The following is a 20,738-nucleotide window of genomic DNA, read 5'->3' as shown; positions in this document are numbered from 1 at the left end:
TCCAATCTAGCACAGCCGGTCTCCGGCCGCGCGTGGCGGATCTGTGTGCTTACTGCTCGAGCTTGATGTTCTGCACCTTCACGAGGCGCTGCATCTTCTCGTACTCTTTCTTGATTTCCGCAGCGTGTTCTGCCGGACTGTTGCCGGACGGTTCTGCCCCTGCCTGGCGCAGGCGGTCGGCCAGGCCCTTGTCATGCAGCGCCTTGACGGCAGCCTCGTTCAGCACCTTGATGATTTCGTCAGGTGTACCGGCCGGTGCCACCAGGCCATACCAGGCCGGGTCGTTCGGTTCTTTCAGGCCAAGTTCGGCGAAGGTCGGCACATCGGGCAGCGAATCGATGCGCTTGTTCCAGGCGACCACGATCGGGCGCAGTTTGCCGGCCTTGATGTGCGGCATGGAGGCTGGCAGGTTGTCGGCCATGATCGGTACCTGTCCGGCAAGCACGTCATTCAGCGCCGGGCCCGCGCCACGATACGGGATGTGGACCATGAAGGTCTTGGTGGCGACCTTGAACTGCTCGCCCAGCATATGGCCGAAGCCGCAGGTGCCGGACGTGGCGTACGAATATTTGCCCGGATTGGCCTTGAGCAGCGCGAGGAATTCCTTGTAGTTCTTGGCCGGGAAATTGGGGTTGACGGTAATCACGTTGGCCACGTTGGCCATGTTGGTGATCGGCTTGAAGTCCTTGACCGGGTTGTACGGCAGCTTGGGGTTGCAGGCGGGGTTGACCGCATGGGTCGAGACCGTGGAGACCCCGATGGTGTAGCCATCGGGTGGGGCCTTGGCGACGACATCCGCACCGATCGAGCCGCCGCCACCGCCACGGTTTTCGACCACCACGGCCTGACCGAGTACCTTGCTCATCTGGTCGGCGACGCCACGGCCCACGATATCGGTCGCGCCACCCGGCGGGAACGGGATGATCAGTTTGATGGGACGGGTCGGATAGCTTTGCGCCTGCGCCGCTGTCGCGGCGGCCGCCAATGCGATGGCCAGTGCCAGTTTTTTCATTGTCATGAGCGGGTTTCTCCGTCAAAGGTTAAACAGTCTGCCGCGCGCGGCAGATGTCGAGAGGGCGTGCTGGCGGGGCAGGAGAATCAGTTGCCCAGCAGGCCACGCTTGAGGTCCCGGTCCACCGGCTGGTCGCCGATGAAGATCCGCAGGACCGCCTGGTAGAAATCTTCGCCTGGGATCGGTTTGCCCTTGGCCGCGCCATTGATCGTAATCAGCGTGCCGGACTCCGGGGCAAAATCGAAATTGATTGTATCGCCCTTCTGCGCCTTGCCGAGCGTGCGCAGCGTTTCGCTGAGCTGATCGAGGCGACTGTTCAGCTTGCTGATCTGTGCTTCGGAATGGTTCTTGTGGATGCCCTCGTTGAGCGCCTTGATGAAGGTGTCGGCCTCAACCTCGCGCAAGGGGCGGATCTGCAGGCGCTTTGCCCCGCCCATACCCAGTACCACGGCGGCATTGCGCGCTTTTTCCGGCAGATACAATCCGGCAGCGTAGGCCTTGATCAGGAACACCGTGCGCATGCCCACGCCATTCAGCTGCAGATCTTTTGACGCCAGTTGTACCGTCTCGTCAAAGCGTTGTCCTTCGACCTCGGCCGCCATCCCTGGGGCGGCCAATGCCATCCCCCCCAGAAGGATGGTCAGCGCCGCCAACCGGCGGAGCAGCGCGGGCACACGGGACAACGGATCGGGATGCGGCATCGGGCGTTCCTGGAAACTTTGGTCCATGGTTGCGGAATTCTGGGAAAATACCAATCAGTATTCGCCCCTAGCGTATGTATCCGCGCTTTGCGGACTATCGCATTTCTTCCTTTTCCTTCGCGCGCATGCAATCCGCCCTCCTGCTCGTCCCGGATCTCAGCCTGATTCTGATCGGCTGGCTGCTGGTCCGGTACACTTCCTTCGACCGGCAGTTCTGGTCCGGTGTTGAAAAACTTGCCTACTACGTCCTGTTCCCTGCGATGCTGTTCTATGCGACCAGTCGCGCAGCATTCGACTTCTCCAGTACCCCGGCCATGCTCGGCCTGGCGGTGCTGACCACAGGGATTGGCGTGATCCTGGGGTATGCGGGGCGATGGATGTTTCGTCCCGATCCGCTGGACTTCGCGTCGGGGCTGCAGACCGCGTTTCGTTTCAATGGCTACATCGCGCTCGCCGTCGCGGCCCGCGTGGGCGGTGAGCAGGGCGTTGCGCTGATGGCGCTGATCCAGGGTTGCGTCGTGCCGCTCGTCAATGTCATTGCCGTGTGGCAGCTGTCCCGTACCTCGAGCGTGAGCGTGTGGCGCGAACTCCTGCGCAACCCGCTGATCCTGGCGACGGTACTGGGCACGGCCGCCAACCTGCTCGGCCTGCAAATGCCGGAGGTGCTTGCCATGGTGCTCGGCCGTCTTGGCTCCGCTTCCACGGCCCTCGGGTTGATGGCGGTGGGCGCCGGGCTGCAGCTGACGGGCGCGAGCGTGCCGTACGGCATCGTTGCCTGGTGGACCGCTGTCAAGCTGCTTGCCATGCCTGCCTTTGCCTACTTCGCGGCGCGCTACTTTCCGCTGACGCAGTTGCAATTGCAGATCGCGGTCCTGTTTGCGTCGCTGCCGACCGCGACCAACGCCTATATCCTGGCGGTGCGGCTTGGTGGCAACGGTGTGCTGGTGGCAACGGTGGTCTCGATCATGACGTTGTGTGCAGTCATCACGATGCCGCTCTGGCTGGCGCTGATTATGTGACGGGCGACTGATCCAGCGCCCATTGCACATGTTCGCGCACCAGCGGAGAGGGATGCGTCAAGCGCGCCTGCAGCGCAGCGCGCATGGCCGCTGCATGCGCCGAGTCTGTCTCGCTCCGCAATGCATTGCCCAATGCAACGGCAAGATTGCGCAACCAGCGTTCGTGACCAATACGCCGGATCGGGCTGCCTTCGAGGTGACGCGAGAACGCGTCCGCATCCCAGGCAAAAAGTTCGAGCAGCGTGCTGCTGTCGAGTGCATGCCGCACATCGAAATCGGGCAGCGTCGCGCAACGGGCAAACTTGTTCCAGGGGCACACCGTCTGGCAGTCGTCACAACCGTAGATGCGGTTGCCCAGCGGGGCGCGCAGTGCTTCGGGAATACTGCCGGGATGTTCGATGGTCAGGTAGGAGATGCAGCGCCGCGCATCGAGGACGTATGGTGCGACGATGGCCTGTGTCGGGCAGACATCCAGGCAGCGCGTACACGTCCCGCAATGCGGCTCGGACGGCGGGTCTGCGGGCAGTGGCAGGTCGATGAGGATTTCGCCAAGGAAGAACATCGAGCCAGCATCGCGGTCCAGCAGCAGCGTATGCTTGCCGCGCCAGCCCAGGCCGCCGCGCGTGGCAAGCGCCACTTCCATGACCGGCGCCGAGTCTGTGAACACGCGGTAGCCGAAGGGACCGATAGCGTCGGCGATGCGATCCGCCAGTTGCTGCAGGCGACTGCGCAGCACCTTGTGATAGTCGCGTCCGCGCGCATACAGCGAGACGACGGCTTCGCCCGGTTGCATCAGGCGTTGCTGTTCACGGTCGCGCCAGTCGGGCGGCGTGTCGATGGGTAGATAGGGCATGCGCGCGACGATGGCGCGTACCGTGCCGGGTACCAGTTCGGCGGGCCGGGCGCGCTTCAGGCCATGGTTCGCCATATAATCCATGCTGCCATGAAATCCTTTTTCCAGCCACGCCAGCAGGCCCGCTTCCGCATCGCCGAGGTCGATGTCGGCGATCTGCACACGGTCGAAGCCCAGCGCCTGACCCCAGTCGCGGATTTGCGCGACCAGGACGATCGGGTCGTAGCGGGGCGGTTCGGTGGCGTGAGGCATGCCGGAATTGTACGCAATGACTGAGCCCTGTTCCGTTGTCCGTCAATGGTCGCTAGCCGATATGGCTGCTACCGATGCCTGGGGCGCCCGGCTGGCCGCGGCGCTGCGTGCACTATCGCCGCGGCCGGTGCAGATCCAGTTGTCCGGCGACCTGGGCGCGGGCAAGACCACCCTGAGCCGAGCCATCTTGCGCGCGCTCGGCCATGCCGGGCGCGTACGCAGCCCGACCTATACGCTGTGCGAACCCTATGCGTTGCAGCGCGATGACGGCACGCCGCTCACGGTGTACCACTTCGACCTGTATCGTTTCGCCGAGGCAGAGGAGTGGATCGATGCCGGATTCGGCGACCTGCTGGCCGAGCCGGCCGTGTGCCTGATCGAGTGGCCCGAGAAGGCTGCGGGCCTGTTGGGGGAACCAGACCTGCATCTCTGGCTCCAAGTGCAGGACCAGGGCGGCGGAGCCGAGGATGGCACGGAAATGCGCGCATTGCGCGCATGCGCCTATACTTCAACCGGGACTGAACTGTTGCACGCATGCTGATCAAGCGCTCGAACCTGACCTATCCTGATGCGCCCGACCTGATGCGACGCCGCTTGCTGGCGCGCGGCATGAAGGTCGGCGCTGGCGCCGTGGTGCTCACGCTCACCGGCCCGCAACTGGCATTCGGCGCCTCCATCGTCGCGGTGCGCATGTGGCCCGCCGAGGAATACACCCGCGTCACCATTGAATCCGACACACCGCTCAAGGCCACACATACGCTCGTGACGGGGCCGGATCGGCTGGTCATCGATGTCGATGGCCTGGAGCTCAATCCCACGCTGCGCGAACTGGTCGCCAAGGTCACGCCCAACGATCCGTATATCCGCACCGTGCGCGTCGGCCAGAATAGTCCGCGCGTGGTGCGGCTGGTGTTCGACCTCAAGGAAGGCGTCGCGCCGCAGGTCTTTACGCTCCTGCCGATCGCCGGCTACCAGCATCGCCTGGTGTTTGACCTGTATCCCGTCAATCCGCCCGATCCTTTGTGGAAGCTGGTGCAGGCCACGGAAGAAAAGCAGCGTCGCCTGACCTCGAGTCTGACCGAGCCGGCCGACGGAGAAGACCTGATCGCCGAACTGGCGCGCAAGCATGCCGGCGAGCCGCTGCCCGGCCACAAGGGTACGCCGCCGCTGGCTGCGGTGACGCCACCGGCCGTGGTGCCGATGCCGCGCACCGTCCCTGAGCCCAAGCCGTCCACGCCGCCAGTGGCGCGCAACACACCCGCGCCGGCTCCGCTCAAGGTGCGCCGGCTGCTGACCGTGGCGCTCGATCCGGGCCATGGTGGCGAAGATCCAGGCGCCATCGGGCGCGGCGGATCGTACGAGAAAAACATCGTGCTGGCGATTGCCAAGCGCCTGCGCCAGAAGATCGATGCCCAGCCGGACATGCGCTCCATGCTGACGCGCGACGGCGACTACTTCGTGCCGCTCAATGTGCGTGTGCAGAAGGCCCGGCGCGTGCAGGCCGACCTGTTCGTATCGATCCACGCCGACGCCTTCATGTCGCCGGAGGCGCGTGGCGCCTCGGTATTCGCCCTGTCCGAGCGCGGCGCATCGAGTGCCGCGGCGCGCTGGATGGCGAACCGCGAGAACGCGTCCGACCAGATCGGTGGCGCCAATGTGGGCTCCAAGGATGTGCAGGTCGCCAAGGTGCTGCTCGATCTCTCCACCACCGCGCAGATCAACGACAGCCTCAAGGTCGGCCGCGCCGTGCTCGACCAGATCGGCGGCATGCACCGGCTGCACAAGCGCGATGTCGAGCAGGCCGGCTTTGCCGTGCTAAAGGCGCCGGACATTCCGTCGATCCTGATCGAGACGGCCTTCATCAGCAATCCCGAGGAAGAGGCCAAGCTCAACGACAGCGCCCACCAGGAGGCGCTGGCCGATGCCATCCTGCGCGGCATCCGCGCCTACTTCGCCAAGAACCCGCCGCTGGCGCGCAGCCCGTCCGTCTAACCGAGATTGACCAGCTAAGCGTTTAACGCGACGACGGGACGCTTGCGCTGCCCATGTCGTTACCCGCCGCGATCCCCTCGCGGCGCGGGTCGGCCGCGCCGAACCAGCGAACCTCGTCTCCCTGCGTGGTACGTGCGATGCCATGCACGCCAGAGACCAGCTGCGCGATGCGCAGCGTATGGCCGCGCATGCGCAGGGCTTCCTGCAGATCGGCCGGAAAGCGGTCGGCCTCGAGTTCGGTCGGGCCGTTGCGCGAACCGAAATTGGGCAGTGCAATCGCGCTTTGCAGGTCGAGGCCCCAGTCCAGCGTCCCGACCAGCGTCTTTACCACATACGGAATGATGGCCGAGCCGCCGGGCGAGCCGAGCGCGAGGACGAGCCGGTTGCTGTCGCGCTCGAACACCAGCGTCGGCGCCATCGACGAACGTGGTCGCTTGCCGCCCTCCACGCGGTTGGCGACAGGTCTGCCATTCTGCGTCGCGCTGAAGGCGAAGTCCGTCAACTGGTTGTTGAGCAGAAAGCCGCGCACCATCAGGCGGGCGCCGAACTGGTTCTCGATCGAGGTGGTCATCGACACGCTGTTGCCGTACTGGTCCACGACGACCAGATGGGTGGTCGAGGGCAATTCGAGACTGTCGTCAGGCAGCCCGGCAGGCACTGGCGGCGTACCATCCGGCATGCCCGCCATGGCCTGGCCCATGCTGCGTTCCGTGATGGCTGTGGCACGCTGCTTCAGGTAGTCCGGCGCGATCAGGCTCGACCAGGTTCCGCCCGGTGGTGCGGTGCGTGCCGGGTCGCCGACATAGCGTGCCCGGTCAGCGTAGGCCAGCCGCTCGGCTTCGGAAATGAGATGGACTGCCATCGGGTCCGGCACCAGACGGCCGACTTCGCGCTGCGGCGGATAGCGGTCGATCTGCCATTCGGGCGGCAGGGCTTCCAGCATGCCGAGGATTTGCGCGACCGCCAGTCCGCCGGACGATGGCGGCGGCATGCCGCATACGCGCCACTGCCGGTACGGCGCGCAGATCGGCATGCGGCGGACGGCCTGGTAGCGCGCCATGTCCTCGGTGCTCAGCATGCCAGGATTACGTGGATGATTGCGGACCTTGCGCACGATATCGCGCGCAATGTTGCCGGTATAGAAGACATCGGCACCGCCTGCGGCGATGGCCCGTAGCGTATGCGCCAGCGCCGGATTGCGCAGCACCGTGCCGGCTGCGCGCGGCGTGCCGTCGGGGCTAAAAAAATAGGCGCGTGCCTCCGGGTCGTCGGCCAGGTAGCGTTCCTGCCGCAGCAGCGTCGCGAGCCGCTGCCCCACAGGAAAACCCTGCTCAGCCAGGCGGATGGCCGGCTGGAAAAGCGTTTTCCAGGGCAGTCGCCCATGTTCGCGGTGCGCTTGCTCGAGCATGCGCAACAGGCCGGGCACGCCGACGGACCGGCCGCCGACCACGGCGGCAAAGAAGCGCATCGGTTGCCCGCTGGTTTCCTGGAACAGGGCCGGCGTTGCGGCCGCAGGCGCGGTCTCGCGGCCGTCGTAGGCCTGGACCGATGCGCCATGGGCATGCAGCAGGAAGCCGCCACCACCGAGCCCCGAGGATTGCGGTTCGACCAGCGCGAGGACCAGTTGCGCGGCAATCGCTGCGTCAATCGCGCTGCCGCCATCCTGCAGGATCTGCTGGCCGGCGGCCGCTGCCAGCGGATGCGCCGCAACGATCATGTCGCGGGTATGGTACCAACCTGGCTTGTCGGTCCAGCCAGAGAATCCTTCGGGGTCGACAGCAGGCTGGGCCGATACGCTGGCGCTTATCGCGCAGCAGGCGGCCAGCAGCACGGATCGCAATTGCCTGATCAAGGCCGGCACGTGGAACAGGGATGCAGTGTGCGAGGGGGCGGGCGTGGCGCGCATGGCGTGGATTACTTCGGCGGCATGCGAATCGCGCCATCGAGGCGGATGGTTTCGCCATTCAGCATGGCATTCGCGAGAATCGATTGCACCAGCTGCGCATACTCCGCCGGCTTGCCGGCACGGGGCGGGAACGGGACGGCTGCGCCGAGTGCGGCCTGCACTTCTTCGGGCATGCCGAGCAGCATCGGCGTCTCGAAGATGCCCGGGGCGATGGTCACGCAGCGGATGCCATCCCGCGCCAGATCGCGGGCGATGGCCAGCGTCATGGCGACGATGCCGCCCTTGGAGGCCGCGTAGGCTGCCTGGCCGATCTGCCCGTCGAAGGCGGCGACGGACGCCGTGTTGACGATCACGCCACGCTCACCTTGCGCATTCGGTGTATTGGCGGCCATGGCTGCGGCCGCGAGCCGGATCATATTGAACGTGCCGGTCAGATTCACGGCGATCACGCGTTCGAACAGATCCAGTGTATGCGGTCCCTGCTTGCCGACCGTGCGCATGGCCGGGGCGATGCCCGCGCAGTTGATCAGGCCGCCCAGCGTGCCGGCGGAAATCGCGGCATCGACGGCGCGCTGCGCGTCGTCGGCGGAGGTGACATCACAGGTGACGAAGCGCCCGCCCAACTCCCGGGCCAGATGCCTGCCCGCGTCCTGCCGGAGATCTGCAATCACGGGAAGCCCGCCTTGCGCGGCGATCATGCGGGCCGTGGCTTCACCGAGGCCCGATGCGCCGCCGGTGATGATGAACACATGGTTGCCGATTTCCATGCCAGTCCTCGCAAGACATTCGTGGATCCTGTGATTGTAGCGGCATGGCGGGCGCGCCGGTATGTTGCGAAGCTACAGCGGCAATATGCTCCTGGCAGTGCGTGGAGCTGACAGGGAAAGCAGGTACAACGTGGGCACAAACAGCGGGCACAAACAGCGGGCACAAAAAAAGCGGCCTGGATAGCCGCTTTTTCAGGGATGCCGGTTAGAGCCGGCATCGCAGGTAGCTTACTTGAGCGCCTCGAACACGCGTCCGGTGATTTCCTCGACCGAACCCATGCCGCTGATCTTGCGATACTGCGGGGCCTGCACGCTACCGGCCGGGCTGCCTTCCTTGGCCCAGTTGGAGTAGTAGTCCACCAGCGGGCGGGTTTGCTGCGCATACACGTCGAGACGCTTGCGCACAGTCTCTTCCTTGTCGTCGTCGCGCTGGATCAGGGCTTCGCCGGTCGCGTCGTCCAGGCCGGCCTGCTTGGGCGGGTTGTACTTGACGTGATAGGTGCGGCCCGAGGCCACGTGCACGCGACGGCCGCTCATGCGTTCGATGATGGCGTCGAACGGCACGTCGATCTCCAGCACGTAGTCGATGGCCACGCCGGCATCCTTCATGGCCTGCGCCTGCGGGATGGTGCGCGGGAAGCCGTCGAACAGGTAGCCTTTCTGGCAGTCGGGCTGCTGCAGGCGATCCTTGACCAGGCCGATGATGATGTCGTCGGACACCAGACCGCCCGCGTCCATGACTTTCTTGGCTTCCACGCCGAGCGGGGTGCCGGCCTTGACCGCGGCACGCAGCATGTCGCCGGTGGAAATCTGCGGGATGCCGAATTTTTCGCAAATGAATTGGGCTTGCGTGCCTTTGCCGGCGCCGGGTGCGCCCAACAGGATCAAACGCATGATGAACAGTCCTCAGGGTTTTTTGAATTCGGGTGTTGCCTACGGGGAGCGGTCAGAGGGTAGCGCACGAACTTGACGTGATCCTTACCGGCGCATGCGTCTGTGGATCGGCACAGTGACGCAATGCCTGCTTTCCCGTTGAAACACGTGCTGAACGATGCGGGTGTCGCAGGGCGCCATGGGCTCGCTCGGAGTCGTTTGCGACGACATCCGGTCAGGCTGCCCGGCAGCATGCATTCCGCGCGCGCTTCCAGGAGCGCCCGGTGGGGGCGCTGTCATTTGCCGACATTATGCCACGACCGGCTCGTTTTTCCGCCGAATCTCGCGGTACGGCGCCCTGCCGCAAACCGTCACGGCGCCGCGCCACGGGCGCTGCGTTCCGGTTTCAGCGTGCCGACAGTTCCGCCCAGTGGGCCCGCACATAGGCGAGATCGTCCGGCGTATCGATGCCCGGCGCGGGCGGGGCATCCGAGATCATCACGGCGATGCGCTCCCCATGCCACATGGCGCGCAGCTGTTCGAGCGACTCGGCGGCTTCCGTGGGTGCCACGGCAAGCGTCGGATAACGCCGCAGGAAACCGCAGCGATAGGCGTAGATGCCGATGTGCCGGTACACAGGGGTAGGCGGCAGCGGGCGCGCCGCCGGGCTGGCGTCGGCTGCCCAGCCGTCGCGGTACCACGGAATGGGCGCGCGGGAAAAATAGTGGGCGCGGCCGGCCTGGTCGAGCACAACCTTGACCACGTTCGGATTGAAGATGTCTTCTGGAGACGTGATTGCATGGGCGGCGGTCGAGATGGCACATTCGCTGCGCTGCGCGAGTTGCTGGGCGACGGCGTCGATGAGCGCGGGTGCGATGAGCGGCTCGTCGCCCTGCACATTCACGACCAGTTCGTCGTCGGGCAGGGCCAGGCGCTCGACCACTTCAGCCAGGCGGTCGGTACCGGACGGATGGTCGGCACGCGTCATCACGACTTCGATGGCATTGGCGCGGCAGGCGGTGACGACATCGTCGTCATCGGTGGCGACCACCACGCGCGTGGCGGAGGCGCGGTGTGCGCGCTCAGCCACGCGCACGACCATTGGCTTGCCGGCGATGTCGGCGAGTGGCTTGCCCGGCAGGCGGGTCGAGGCCATGCGCGCCGGGATGATGACGGAGAACGGAACATGCGCCATGGCAGTTGGCATTACGCGGCGGGCGGGGCCGGATCGACGGGATCGACCGGGGTCACCACGCGGCCTGGCACCGTCTGGCGGGCCTCGTCGGCCAGCATGACGGGAATGCCATCACGGATCGGGTAGGCGAGCTTGTCGGCATGACAGATCAGTTCCTGGGCGTTACGGTCATATTCGAGCTTGCTCTTGCAGAGCGGGCAGACGAGGATTTCGAGCAGCCGGTTATCCATGGTGGGTTCCTTGAGCGGGGTCGCGGGCAGCGCCATGGGCTGCCACGCGGTCGCGCACCAGATCGATCAGGCCGGCATCGATGACCGGCGTCGTCGGGACGACCCAGATGCGCGGATCAGTCAGATGCTCGCATTTTACGGCATCCTTTTCGGTGATCAGGATGACGTCGGCCTGTTCGGCCGCCGGCGTGACAAAAGGGTCGGCCGAAAAATCGTAATGATCCGGGAGGGCGAGCGTGTCCGGCTGCAGGCCGGCGCTGCGTATGGTGGCGAAGAAGCGTTCCGGATGGCCAATGCCCGCCGCAGCGAAGACGCGCTGCCCGGCAAAGGCAGGCAGCGGTTTGCGCAGCAGCGGATCGCTGAGCTGCCAGGCGTCGTCGGGCAGCAGACGCATACCGAATGTACCGGGCCGGTCAGGTGTAGCGATGAAGTGTGGGTCATTCATCAGCGTGGCATCGCGCGGGCGGTCCAGCGGTTCGCGCAGCGGTCCGGCCGGCAGTGGCAAGCCGTTGCCGCCGAGGCGGCTATCGAACACCACGATTTCCACATCGCGCTGCAACCGGTAATGCTGCAGGCCGTCATCGCACACCAGCACATTGCAACTGGCGTGGCAGGCCAGCAGGGTCTGTGCGCAGACCACGCGGTCCGGAAATACCCACACCGGCACACCCGTGGCGCGGGCGATCAGCAACGGTTCGTCGCCGACCTCGCCGGCTGGCGTGGCGGGCTTGACCTGGCGCGGGCGTTCGAGTGTCACGCCGTAGCCGCGTGAAATCACCCCCGGCCGCAGTCCGGCGGCCAGCAGGCCCTGCACGAGCGCGATCACGGCCGGTGTCTTGCCTGCTCCGCCGACCGTCACGTTGCCGACGATCACCACGGGCACCGGGACACGTATCGACCTCAGCCAGCCACGCCGGTATGCCACGCGGCGCACGCTGGCGATCAGGCGAAACAGCAGGCCGAGCGGCAGCAGGGACCAGGCCAGGACGCCGCGTCGCTGCCATTGCCGCGTAATGAAGGTGCTGATGCGCGTACCCAGCGTGGTGCGGAAGGCCGGGCGCGATGTCGGCTGGGCGTTGGGCATGATCAGCGGGCTGTTTGCGTTTGCGCGGCAAAGGTCAGCCGGTCGAGCCCCGCTTCACGCGCGGCCTGCATGGCAGTGACTACCATCTGGTGGGCGGCCTGCGCATCCGCACTGATGATCAGTACGGGCTCGCCGCTAGCCGCCTGCCGGGCGGCACCGAGGGCGGACGCCAGGGTCGCGACGGAAGGGTTGTCGATGCGCTTGCGGTCGATGGAGTAATCGCCGCCTGCACTGATGCCCATGACAATCTCGCGCGGACGTTCCTGTGCGCGCTCCGTGTCGGCAGTCGGCAGCTGGATCTGCAGTTCGGTGTATTTCGAATAAGTGGTGGTGACCATCAGGAAGATCAGGATCACCAGCAGCACGTCGATCAGCGGAATCAGGTTGATTTCCGGTTCTTCGCGCCGGGCATGTGGACGGAATCGCATGCGGTCCGTCCGTTCAGCCGTGCCGGACCGGCAGGATCGCGTCGAGATACATGGTGGCGCGATGCTCCAGCTCTGCCACGTAGTCGTCCACTGTACGGCGGAAGTGACGCCACGCGATCAGGGCGGGAATCGCCACGATCAGGCCGAAGGCGGTGTTGTACAAGGCGATCGAGATACCGTGCGCCAGTTGTTGCGGATTGGTACTGCCGCCTGCCGACTGGCTGCCGAAGATCTCGATCATGCCGATGACCGTGCCAAGCAGGCCCAGCAATGGTGCGACTGCGGCGATGGTGCCGAGGGCATTGAGATACCGTTCGAGCTGATGCGCCACGCGACGGCCGGCTTCTTCCACCGCTTCCTTCGCGGCGTCGCGCGTGGTGTGTGGATGTAGAACCACATGGCGCAGGCCGGCAGCCAGCACGCGGCCAAGCGGGGAATTCTGTTCCAGCGTATTCACGACTTCCGGCGTTGCGCGGCGCTGATGCGCGACCTGCAAGGCTTCTTCATACAGGCGGGCGGGCAGGATCTTCTTGCGTTGCAGCGAGACAAAGCGCTCGACGATCAGCGCCAGGGCAATGACGGAGGCCAGGAGCAGCGGCCAGATGGGCCAGCCGGCGGCTTGGATGATGGCGAACACGGGAACCTCGGTCGGATGGTGAGCGGACGCGTCGGATTACGCTCGCGGAACGCCATCCGGCACGGGCACGCATGACACGGTTGACACGCGCCTGCGGTGCACAAAACAGGGTGCACTCTACCGCGCGGTGTGCATCGGGGCAAGACAGCAGCGGTCCCGGCTTTCCACAAGTGTGGCGGACAGCACTGTGGATGGCATGTGGACAAGTCCCGGACAAGTGACCTAACCCGATGATTTTAAAAGATGCGCAGAGGTGCGCCTATTTTTTGGGCAGGTGTGTGGCAGGCATGACGGTGCAGGCAGGCGCGCGGGCGGGTCTTCGCCTCTGGCCCCGGCATGTGGCTCCATGCCGGGGTGGCGGTCCTCCTACTCTTCCTGGAAGGCGACTTCGCGGGTCTGCCGCACGGCGGGCAGCGCGACGATGGCCACCAGCAATGCCGCGCCGATCAGCAGCGACACCGAGATGGGCCGTGTCACGAAGACCGAGAAATCACCGCGCGACAGCAGCATCGCACGCCGGAAGTTCTCCTCCATCATCGGCCCGAGCACGAAGCCGAGCAGCAGTGGTGCGGGTTCCAGCGCCAGCTTGACGAAGACATAGCCGATGAGGCCGAAGGCGGCTGCCTGGAAGACATCGAAGGTATTGTTGTTGACCGAGTACACGCCAATCGAACAGAACACCAGGATCGCCGGATACAGATAGCGGTACGGCACCTTGAGCAGCTTGACCCACAGGCCGATCATCGGCAGGTTCAGCACGATGAGCATCAGGTTGCCGATCCACATCGAGGCGATCAGGCCCCAGAACAGCGCCGGGTCGCTCGTCATCACCTGCGGGCCGGGCTGGATGTTGTGGATCGTCATGGCACCCACCATCAGCGCCATCACCACATTCGACGGAATGCCGAGCGTCAGCAGCGGAATGAACGAGGTCTGCGAGCCGGCATTGTTGGCGGCCTCCGGACCTGCCACCCCTTCGATGGCGCCCTTGCCGAATTCCTCCGGATACTTCGACAGCTTCTTCTCCACCGTATAGGCCGCAAACGACGAGAGCGTCGCGCCGCCGCCGGGCAGGATGCCGAGCAGGGTGCCGATGGTCGTGCCGCGGACCACCGCCGGCCACATGCGCCGGAAATCGCGTGCTGCCGGAAAGAGGTTGGTGATGCGGTTGGTAAACGTCTCGCGCTTCTCGCGCTGCTCGAGGTTGATGATGATTTCGGCAAAACCGAACAGGCCCATGGCCAGCGCCACGAAATTCAGGCCGTCCGTCAGTTCCGGAATATCGAAGGAGAAGCGTGCCGCGCCCGAGTTGACATCGGTACCAACCAGGCCAAAGATCAGTCCGAGGATGATCATGCCGACGGCCTTGATCAGCGAACCGGATGCCAGCACGACCGCGCCGATCAGGCCCAGCACCATCAGCGAAAAATATTCGGCGGGACCGAATTTGAACGCCAGTTCCGACATCGGTGTCGCAAACGCAGCCAGCACCAGCGTGGCCACGCAGCCGGCTGCGAAGGAGCTGATTCCGGCGGTGGCCAATGCGACACCGGCACGTCCCTTGCGCGCCATCTGGTATCCGTCGATGGCGGTGACGACAGACGACGATTCCCCGGGCAGGTTCACCAGAATTGCCGTTGTCGATCCGCCGTACTGCGCGCCGTAGTAAATGCCGGCCAGCATGATGAGCGCAGCCACCGGGGGCAAGGCGTACGTGGCCGGCAGCAGCATGGCGATGGTTGCCGACGGACCGAGCCCGGGCAGCACACCGATGAGTGTGCCGAGCAGGCATCCGACAAAGGCATAGGTGACGTTCTGCAAGCTGAGTGCGGTCGAGAAACCGAGCATGAGGTGGTCAATCAGTTCCATGTCTCACCTCACTCGATAAACGACGGCCAGACTGGCAGTTGGAGGTTGAGGCCATAGATGAACGCCCCGAGCGAGATGGACAGCAGCAGCAACGCGTTCAGCACCGCGCCTTTCCAGCCGAACTCATGGCTGGCCATGCTGGCGAGAATCACCATCAGCACCAGCGAGAGCGCCAGACCGAGAGGCCGCAGTAGCAGGCCGAACAGCACTACCGAACCGAGCACCCAGACCGTGGTGCGCATATCGAGATGCGGAATGGTGTCGCGCTCCGCACTGATCCGTAGCGATTGAAGCAGCACGATCACGCCGATCACGGCAAGGATGATCCCCAGCCAGAAGGGAAAATACCCGGGCCCCATGCGGGCTGCAGTGCCCATCGTGTAGCCGGTTGAGACATACGACACGCTTGCGCCGACGACCATGTAAAGCAGGCCGGCAGCGAAGCCTTTCTGGCTGCGAATTTTTAACGAACGACGCATCACACCTCCATCTTGAGTTGACGTATGGGCACAGCGGATCAGGGTTCTTGGCGGCAAGATGTGCCGCCAGGGCGTGCATAGGCCGCCATGTGGACACCATGCGCATCGCGCACGGCATTCGCCTCGAGAGCAACGCTCTGAGGAAATCAGGTCTTCAGAAGATTTAAGTCATGGTATGACATAAATTACATCACAGCATGAGGTATTACCCTAGGCGCCGGGTAATCCCGATCTGGCGGTGCGCTGCACGAAGAGCGTCGCGGACCCAGGTGAGGTAAGCGCGTGCCGCCGGGCATGTGATAGATTCGTTACGCGCTACATCCGGATCGACCAGCCCTGTTTTGATGCCATGCCACGTAAAACCGCACCCGTCATGCCGAAGGAAACGCTCGAGCTCCTCTCCGAGTTCCGTTACCGATTGCGGCACTTCCTGCGTTTTAGCGAAGAAGCAGCCAAGGAGGCTGGCATTACCGTCTTGCAGTACCAGGTCCTCGTCCATCTCGGAGGATTTCCAGGGCGGGACTGGGCCACGATCAGTGAACTGGCGGAGCGCCTGCAGTCCCAGCCGCACGGGGTCGTTGCGCTGATCACGCGTTGTGAAGATCTCGGGCTGGTGCGGCGCGTGCACAGCGTGACCGACCGCCGGCAGGTCGAGGTGCACATGACAGCCCGCGGCCGGAAGTGTCTTGACATGCTGGCGGCCCGCCATTGGGAAATGCTTCCCGCGTTGGCGCAGGCGCTTCATGCGCTGGGCGATGATCTGGGCGGCAAGCGTTAATTCGCACGCCGCGGCGGCTGACTGCGCGTCGGGGCACGTGCTTGGAAAGGAATCCGCCTGGATGTCCACAGCGTTACCGGACAGAACTGTGGATGTTCTGTGGAAAACTGCCGGACAACAGCGATAAGCCTTTGATTTTAAATATTTTGTGAGGCGATGCTCACTTTTTGTGCAGGCAGGGTGTGCGAGGTATTCTCTCGTGGTGGTCAGTCTGGCAAGTCTCCTGCGGGTCGCGTCAGAGGGGCGGAAAGTGATGTTCCGGCAATATGCGAACCGTGCTTCGACCGACTCCCCCTAAAAGTGTGGATAACTCTGTGAATATCGTTGTGCAGATGCGCCAATCCATCGCGACATGCCCGTGAGAGCATGCGCTAGAGGGACCTGGATTCATGAAAATTTCCTTAATAAACAGGGCATTGATGCGTATATGCGCGGCTTCCCGCGAGGGGGTATTGGCGGGGAATGTTGGCCTACACACAACTTTTGGCTGTGGACATGTCTGAGCCGTTCGAGACCAACGGATCTTCTTTCAGCGGCGATGCTGGCGGCAGTCTTGCGCGCGAAGTAATTTCTGTGGGCGAACTTAACCGTGCCATTGGTGGGGTCTTGCAGCGCAGCTTCCCGCTGGCCTGGATCCGCGGCGAAATCTCCAACTTCACGCGTGCGGCCAGCGGGCACTGGTATTTTTCGCTCAAGGACAAGCAGGCGCAGATCCGCTGCGTGATGTTCCGGGGACGCAACCAGCACGTGGATTTCACGCCGCGCGAGGGCGAGGCCGTGGAGGTACGCGCCCTGGTGTCGCTCTATGAACCGCGTGGTGAACTGCAGTTGAGCGTGGAAGCGGTGCGCCGGGCCGGGCTGGGCAATCTGTATGAAGCTTTTTTGCGCCTCAAGGCCAAGCTGGAGGCGGAAGGACTGTTCGACGCCAGCCGCAAACGGCCACTCCCGCAGCCGCCGCGCGCCATCGGCGTGATTACTTCGCTGCAGGCGGCTGCCTTGCGCGATGTGCTGACGACGCTGGCGCGCCGTGCGCCGCATATTCCGGTGGTGGTTTATCCGGTACCCGTGCAGGGCGTGGGCGCGGCCGACCGCATCGCCGCCATGCTCGACACCGCCGGGCGGCGTGGCGAAGTGGACGTTCTGCTACTGTGCCGTGGCGGCGGGAGCATCGAGGACTTGTGGAGTTTCAACGAAGAAGCAGTCGCCGCGGCCATCTGCCGCTCGCCCATCCCCGTGGTATGCGGTGTCGGTCACGAGACGGATATCACCATCGCCGATTTTGTCGCCGACGTGCGTGCGCCCACGCCCACGGCCGCAGCCGAACTGGTCAGCCCGGATCGCGCCCAGAAGCTGCGAGAACTGGCCGGCGGCTGGACTGCGCTGGCCGCCGCCATGCGCCGTGGACTGGAACGGCGCCAGCAGGCGACCGACTGGCTGGCGCGCCGCGTGCGCAGCCCGCAGGCCGAACTGCGTGCCCGGCGCGTGCGCGTGGACGAGTGCGCACGACGCCTGGCCGATGCCATGCAGCGTCGGCTAGCCAGCCAGCAGCACCGGCATGGTCTCCAGGCCATGCGGTTGCGGGCTGTCCGCCCAGATCCGGCACGCTTGCGCAGCCGGTTGGAACAGATCGGCTGGCGCTTGCGCCAGCGTATGCAGGCCGAAACCCGGCAGGCCACCGCCGTCGTCCAGCAGGCTCAAGCCGCGCTCGAACTGCTCAATCCGCAACGGACCCTCGAGCGCGGATATGCCGTGCTGCTCGATCCGCGCGGCCGCGCCATACGCCATCCCGAAGCACTGCGTCCGCGCATGCGGCTCGAGGTGCGGCTGGCCGAAGGCGCTGCCGATGTCGAGCTCGCGCAGGTACAGCCTAAGCTGCTGGATCAGTAGGGGAATGGGGCTGCGCGTTTGCGTGCACCCCGCAAGTCCCCTACAATCAAAGCCCCACGCTACTTACCCACAGGGAACACAAGAATGGAACATACTCTCCCGGCACTGCCGTACGCGCTCGATGCACTCGCCCCCACGATCTCGAAGGAAACCCTCGAGTTCCACTATGGCAAGCATCACCAGACCTATGTCACCAACCTGAACAACCTGATCAAGGGCACCGAGTTCGAGAACCTGTCGCTCGAAGACATCGTCAAGAAATCGTCGGGCGGCGTGTTCAACAATGCCGCGCAAGTGTGGAACCACACCTTCTACTGGAATGGCCTGTCGCCCAAGGGCGGCGGTGAGCCGACCGGCGCGCTGGCCGACGCCATCAACGCCAAGTGGGGTTCGTTCGCCAAGTTCCAGGAAGAATTCACCAAGGTCGCCGTCGGCACCTTCGGTTCCGGCTGGGCCTGGCTCGTGAAGAAGGCCGACGGCTCGCTCGACCTCGTCTCCACCTCCAACGCCGCCACGCCGCTGACTACCGACGCCAAGCCGCTGCTGACCTGCGACGTGTGGGAACACGCCTACTACATCGACTACCGCAACGCCCGTCCGAAGTACGTCGAAGGCTTCTGGAAGCTGGTCAACTGGGAATTCGTGGGCAAGAATTTCGCCGGCTGAGTTCGCTGTAGTGTGAGGGGAGGCGAGCTTCTTGGGCTACTTGCCTCACCTTGCATGGTGCCTCGGACCTTGGCGTTGTCCAGGTCCGAGTCTGGCTGCCGATGGTTGCCATGTCCCTGGCGCCTGCATTTCCCCTTTTCCAATCGTCATCATCCGCACCATGGCGGATGCCCAGTTTCTTCCCTGGTCTTGGCCGCATTGTCCGCGGCATCCGCGCATGCGCCGTGCACGGCGAGTCGGTTGAATTGATGCCGCATGCCGTCATCTGCCCGACATATTTCTACCTCTCCTGCCTCAAGTTTCCCGATCGGCGTCCGTTAAGAGTGGCAGCACTGCTTACTACTACTTTAACAAGCCGCACCGCGCTGTCGGCAGCAGGAGATATCACTTGAGTAACCTCACGATCAGGGCGCGACTCATCGCTCTCATGCTGCTCAGCAGCGTTTTGTTGATCATCGTAGCTGGCGCTGGCCTCATCGGTATGAACGCCGGCAACGATGCCCTGCAGGAAATGCAGTCCAATCAGCTGGCCTCAATGACCGAACTGGCAGGGGCCGATATCAACCTGCAGCGCGGCCGTCTCACGCTCGACCGGGGCGTGATGACGGTCGGCGAGTCGGGTGACATGAACAGTGTGCTCGACCGCGCCCGCATGTTCTTCAAGGACGCGGACAAGAACTGGCAGAACTACATGAAGCTGCCCCAGGCGGCGACGGAGAAGGCGCTGGCTGAAGATGTCACGCGCCTGCGTGCGGTGTTTCTGGAGCAGGGCGCCAACGCTCTGATGACGGCACTGGCGGCCGGCGATCGCGAACAGTCGCTGCGTCTGGCGGTCGAGACCATGCCGGTCCTGTATCGCCCGGTGAATGCGGCATTGGAGAAGCTCAATAAGCACCAGATGGACCTGGCGGTGGCGGCATTCCAGGCGTCGCAGTCGCGCTATGAGCAGCTGCGCCTGCTCAACCTTGGACTGCTGGCGTTTGGCCTGGTGGTCAGTGTCATCAGCTCCATTTTTCTGCTGCGGGCCATTGGCCGTCCGCTCGATGCTGCGATTGGTCATTTCGACCGGATCGCGGCGGGTGACCTGACGACCAACATCGTCGTCGAAGCCGGGCCGCGCACGGAGATGGGTCGCCTGCTCGGTGCGCTGTCACGTACCCAGCAGAGTCTTGCGGGGATTGTCGAACAGGTGCGCGATGGAACGGCATCGATCGGTGTGGCGACACAACAGATCGTCGCGGGCAATACCGACCTGTCACAGCGCACCGAAGAACAGGCGTCGTCGCTCGAGGAAACGGCATCGAGCATGGAAGAGCTGACAAGCATCGTGCGTCAGAACGCCGACAATGCACGCCAGGCCAGCACGCTGGCTGCCAGTGCGTCGGGCATTGCCAGCAAGGGCGGTGACGTGGTGCAGCAAGTCGTGGGTACCATGGCTGAGATCAATGACAGTAGTCGCAAGATCGTGGACATCATCGGCGTAATCGAAGGTATTGCCTTCCAGACCAACATCCTGGCGCTGAATGCTGCCGTGGAGGCGGCACGCGCTGGCGAGCAAGGCCGAGGCTTCGCGGTGGTGGCGGGCGAGGTGCGCAGCCTGGCGCAGCGCAGCGCGGAAGCAGCCAAGGAAATCAAGGCCTTGATTACCGATTCCGTGGACCGCGTCGAGAATGGTAGCGAGCTGGTCGATCAGGCGGGCCGTACGATGGGCGAGATCGTCGAGGCGGTGAAGCGCGTGGCCGACATCATGGGCGAGATCAGCGCGGCGTCCGAAGAACAGAGTTCGGGCATCGAGCAGGTTAATCAGGCCGTGTCGCAGATGGACGAGGTGACGCAGCAGAACGCGGCGCTGGTCGAAGAGGCCGCGGCGGCCGCGGAATCGCTTGAAGAACAGGCGCAGCGTCTGACAGAGGTGGTGTCGGTGTTCCGTGTCAGGAGCACGTTAACTGGCGCACGTGCCTCGGGAGCGGGGAAACATGCCGCGCATCGCGGCCCGCAAGTGCCGGGTCAGGTGACCGAGGCCGCGGCGTCAGTTCCGCTATTGCCCGCATCCGCCGGCACTGTGGCTGCTGCCTGATTCAGCGTTCGGTGCAGGGAGGCTGCAGGCCGC

General features: G+C 64.5%; 20 protein-coding genes. 7 read left to right on the top strand and 13 right to left on the bottom strand.

Annotated features, from left to right (window positions below; all coding sequences use genetic code 11):
- Positions 1–49: 49 nt before the first annotated feature.
- Together ACQ3C8_RS11505 and ACQ3C8_RS11500 are read right to left on the bottom strand one after the other, a co-directional pair.
- Entirely contained in the window at positions 50–1,018 is a 969-nt protein-coding gene (locus ACQ3C8_RS11505) for a tripartite tricarboxylate transporter substrate binding protein BugE (RefSeq protein ID WP_009523364.1), read from the bottom strand.
- Positions 1,019–1,098: 80 nt separating this feature from the next.
- On the bottom strand, positions 1,099–1,713 hold the full coding sequence (locus ACQ3C8_RS11500) for a chalcone isomerase family protein (RefSeq protein ID WP_428853070.1): 615 nt from the start codon (positions 1,711–1,713) through the stop codon (positions 1,099–1,101).
- Between the two features lie 125 nt (positions 1,714–1,838).
- On the opposite strand from ACQ3C8_RS11500, the gene ACQ3C8_RS11495 reads away from it, so the two are divergent.
- Entirely contained in the window at positions 1,839–2,732 is an 894-nt protein-coding gene (locus tag ACQ3C8_RS11495; RefSeq protein ID WP_428851654.1) for an AEC family transporter, read from the top strand.
- Here the strand turns inward: ACQ3C8_RS11495 and queG are convergent.
- Entirely contained in the window at positions 2,725–3,837 is a 1,113-nt protein-coding gene (gene queG, locus ACQ3C8_RS11490) for a tRNA epoxyqueuosine(34) reductase QueG (RefSeq protein WP_428851653.1), read from the bottom strand. The genes ACQ3C8_RS11495 and queG overlap by 8 nt on opposite strands.
- A gap of 16 nt (positions 3,838–3,853) precedes the next feature.
- Between queG and tsaE the strand changes: the two genes are divergently transcribed.
- On the top strand, positions 3,854–4,378 hold the full coding sequence (gene tsaE, locus ACQ3C8_RS11485) for a tRNA (adenosine(37)-N6)-threonylcarbamoyltransferase complex ATPase subunit type 1 TsaE (protein WP_428851652.1): 525 nt from the start codon (positions 3,854–3,856) through the stop codon (positions 4,376–4,378).
- A complete protein-coding gene (locus ACQ3C8_RS11480) occupies positions 4,372–5,829 on the top strand; it encodes an N-acetylmuramoyl-L-alanine amidase (protein WP_428851651.1) in 1,458 nt (485 codons plus the stop codon). Before tsaE ends, ACQ3C8_RS11480 begins: the two co-directional genes overlap by 7 nt.
- A gap of 22 nt (positions 5,830–5,851) precedes the next feature.
- Here ACQ3C8_RS11480 and ggt read toward each other — a convergent pair whose 3' ends face one another.
- The 10 genes from ggt to ACQ3C8_RS11430 all read right to left on the bottom strand — a co-directional run bounded on the left by ggt (position 5,852) and on the right by ACQ3C8_RS11430 (position 15,297).
- Positions 5,852–7,735 (bottom strand): gamma-glutamyltransferase, encoded by a 1,884-nt coding sequence (gene ggt, locus ACQ3C8_RS11475; RefSeq protein ID WP_428851650.1) that lies wholly within the window; start codon positions 7,733–7,735, stop codon positions 5,852–5,854.
- An 8-nt stretch (positions 7,736–7,743) separates the two neighbouring features.
- Positions 7,744–8,502 (bottom strand): 3-hydroxyacyl-CoA dehydrogenase, encoded by a 759-nt coding sequence (locus tag ACQ3C8_RS11470; RefSeq protein ID WP_428851649.1) that lies wholly within the window; start codon positions 8,500–8,502, stop codon positions 7,744–7,746.
- Between the two features lie 228 nt (positions 8,503–8,730).
- Positions 8,731–9,396 carry an adenylate kinase gene (adk, locus tag ACQ3C8_RS11465; RefSeq protein ID WP_009523356.1) on the bottom strand — a complete coding sequence of 222 codons (666 nt, stop codon included), beginning with the start codon at positions 9,394–9,396 and terminating at the stop codon, positions 8,731–8,733.
- A gap of 385 nt (positions 9,397–9,781) precedes the next feature.
- Positions 9,782–10,570: a 3-deoxy-manno-octulosonate cytidylyltransferase gene (gene kdsB / locus ACQ3C8_RS11460; protein WP_428851648.1), complete on the bottom strand. Its 789-nt coding sequence runs from the start codon at positions 10,568–10,570 to the stop codon at positions 9,782–9,784.
- Positions 10,571–10,581: 11 nt separating this feature from the next.
- The gene (locus ACQ3C8_RS11455; RefSeq protein ID WP_037030463.1) at positions 10,582–10,800 is read right to left on the bottom strand and encodes a Trm112 family protein; all 219 of its coding nucleotides are present in this window, start codon (positions 10,798–10,800) and stop codon (positions 10,582–10,584) included.
- Positions 10,793–11,884 carry a tetraacyldisaccharide 4'-kinase gene (gene lpxK, locus ACQ3C8_RS11450; protein ID WP_428851647.1) on the bottom strand — a complete coding sequence of 364 codons (1,092 nt, stop codon included), beginning with the start codon at positions 11,882–11,884 and terminating at the stop codon, positions 10,793–10,795. Before lpxK ends, ACQ3C8_RS11455 begins: the two co-directional genes overlap by 8 nt.
- A gap of 2 nt (positions 11,885–11,886) precedes the next feature.
- A complete protein-coding gene (locus ACQ3C8_RS11445) occupies positions 11,887–12,312 on the bottom strand; it encodes an ExbD/TolR family protein (RefSeq protein WP_009523352.1) in 426 nt (141 codons plus the stop codon).
- A 13-nt stretch (positions 12,313–12,325) separates the two neighbouring features.
- Entirely contained in the window at positions 12,326–12,949 is a 624-nt protein-coding gene (locus ACQ3C8_RS11440) for a MotA/TolQ/ExbB proton channel family protein (RefSeq protein ID WP_009523351.1), read from the bottom strand.
- Positions 12,950–13,315: 366 nt separating this feature from the next.
- Positions 13,316–14,818: a tripartite tricarboxylate transporter permease gene (locus tag ACQ3C8_RS11435; RefSeq protein WP_428851646.1), complete on the bottom strand. Its 1,503-nt coding sequence runs from the start codon at positions 14,816–14,818 to the stop codon at positions 13,316–13,318.
- Between the two features lie 8 nt (positions 14,819–14,826).
- Positions 14,827–15,297: a tripartite tricarboxylate transporter TctB family protein gene (locus ACQ3C8_RS11430; RefSeq protein WP_428851645.1), complete on the bottom strand. Its 471-nt coding sequence runs from the start codon at positions 15,295–15,297 to the stop codon at positions 14,827–14,829.
- Between the two features lie 373 nt (positions 15,298–15,670).
- On the opposite strand from ACQ3C8_RS11430, the gene ACQ3C8_RS11425 reads away from it, so the two are divergent.
- The 4 genes from ACQ3C8_RS11425 (at position 15,671) to ACQ3C8_RS11410 (ending at position 20,705) form a co-directional block, all read left to right on the top strand.
- Positions 15,671–16,075 (top strand): MarR family transcriptional regulator, encoded by a 405-nt coding sequence (locus tag ACQ3C8_RS11425; RefSeq protein WP_009523348.1) that lies wholly within the window; start codon positions 15,671–15,673, stop codon positions 16,073–16,075.
- A gap of 495 nt (positions 16,076–16,570) precedes the next feature.
- Positions 16,571–17,962: an exodeoxyribonuclease VII large subunit gene (xseA, locus tag ACQ3C8_RS11420; RefSeq protein ID WP_428851644.1), complete on the top strand. Its 1,392-nt coding sequence runs from the start codon at positions 16,571–16,573 to the stop codon at positions 17,960–17,962.
- Positions 17,963–18,046: 84 nt separating this feature from the next.
- Positions 18,047–18,628 carry a superoxide dismutase [Fe] gene (sodB, locus tag ACQ3C8_RS11415; RefSeq protein WP_009523346.1) on the top strand — a complete coding sequence of 194 codons (582 nt, stop codon included), beginning with the start codon at positions 18,047–18,049 and terminating at the stop codon, positions 18,626–18,628.
- 388 nt (positions 18,629–19,016) lie between these two features.
- A complete protein-coding gene (locus tag ACQ3C8_RS11410) occupies positions 19,017–20,705 on the top strand; it encodes a methyl-accepting chemotaxis protein (RefSeq protein ID WP_428851643.1) in 1,689 nt (562 codons plus the stop codon).
- Positions 20,706–20,738: the final 33 nt, after the last annotated feature.

It is taken from the genome of Imbroritus primus, assembly GCF_964332355.1.
GTDB classification, from domain to species: domain Bacteria; phylum Pseudomonadota; class Gammaproteobacteria; order Burkholderiales; family Burkholderiaceae; genus Imbroritus; species Imbroritus primus.
Note: the sequence above shows the minus strand (reverse complement) of the source record. Positions and strands in the feature narration are given on the sequence as shown.